The organism is Microbacterium sp. Bi128 (genome assembly GCF_918698205.1).
In genome coordinates this window covers 1-1,104 of the sequence record NZ_CAKKMM010001594.1, presented here as the reverse complement: position 1 = coordinate 1,104, position 1,104 = coordinate 1, and the positions used below count along the sequence as shown (strand labels likewise).

General features: G+C 69.9%; 1 protein-coding gene. It reads left to right on the top strand.

Annotated elements, in window-relative coordinates; translation table 11 throughout:
* The coding region (locus tag LQV45_RS34795; RefSeq protein ID WP_230012500.1) for an aminotransferase class III-fold pyridoxal phosphate-dependent enzyme at nucleotides 1-1,104 on the top strand (1,104 nt) is incomplete at both ends.

Here is a 1,104-nt window from a genome sequence, read left to right as displayed (position 1 = left end):
CCGCATCCCGTTCGCCCGGACCGGAGGCGCGTACACGAAGTCCTCCAACCAGGACATGCTCACGGCCGCCCTTGATGGCCTGATCGCCCGCTTCGGCCTGCAGGACGAGCGGATCGGGGAAGTGGCTGCGGGGGCGGTCCTCAAGCACTCCCGGGATTTCAACCTCACCCGGGAAGCGGTGCTCGGCTCGGCACTCTCCGCCGAGACCCCGGCGTATGACCTCCAGCAGGCCTGCGCCACCGGCCTGGAAACGGTGCTTGGCCTGGCGAACAAGATCAAGCTGGGCCAGATCGATTCCGCGATCGCCGGCGGCGTCGACTCGGCCTCTGACGCCCCCATCGCCGTCAGCGAGGGACTCCGCGAGGTGCTCCTTGACCTCAACCGCGCCAGGACGATGTCCCGGAAACTGCAGGTCCTCAGCCGGCTCCGTCCCAAGGATCTGGCTCCCGATGCACCGAACACGGGGGAGCCGCGCACCGGCCTGTCGATGGGCGAGCACCAGGCGCTGACCACGGCGCAGTGGAAGATCACCCGCGAGGCCCAGGACGAGCTGGCCTTCAACAGCCACCGGAACCTGGCCGCGGCCTACGACGCCGGCTTCTTCGATGACCTCCTGACCCCCTACCGGGGACTGAGCCGCGACTCCAACCTGCGCGCCGACACGAGCCCGGAGAAACTGGCCACCCTCAAGCCCGTTTTCGGCAAGAACCTGGGCGCCGAGGCGACCATGACGGCCGTCCGGCTCGCCCGCGGCTTCACCGGCCGCAACCTGATCATCAAGTTCGCCGGCTGCTACCACGGCCACCTCGACGGCCTCCTCGCCGCCGCAGGCTCCGGCCTGGCGACCCTCGCGCTGCCCGGCTCGGCCGGGGTCACCGCCGCGACCGCCGCCGAGACGCTCGTGCTGCCCTACAACGACCTTGGCGCCGTCGAAGCCGCCTTCGCCAAGCACGGTGACAGCATTGCCGCCGTCATCACCGAAGCCGCTCCCGCCAACATGGGCGTGGTCACCCCCGGCGACGGCTTCAACGCCGGCCTCTCCCGGATTACCCGCGAACACGGTGCCCTGCTGATCCTCGACGAGGTCCTGACCGGCTTCCGCAC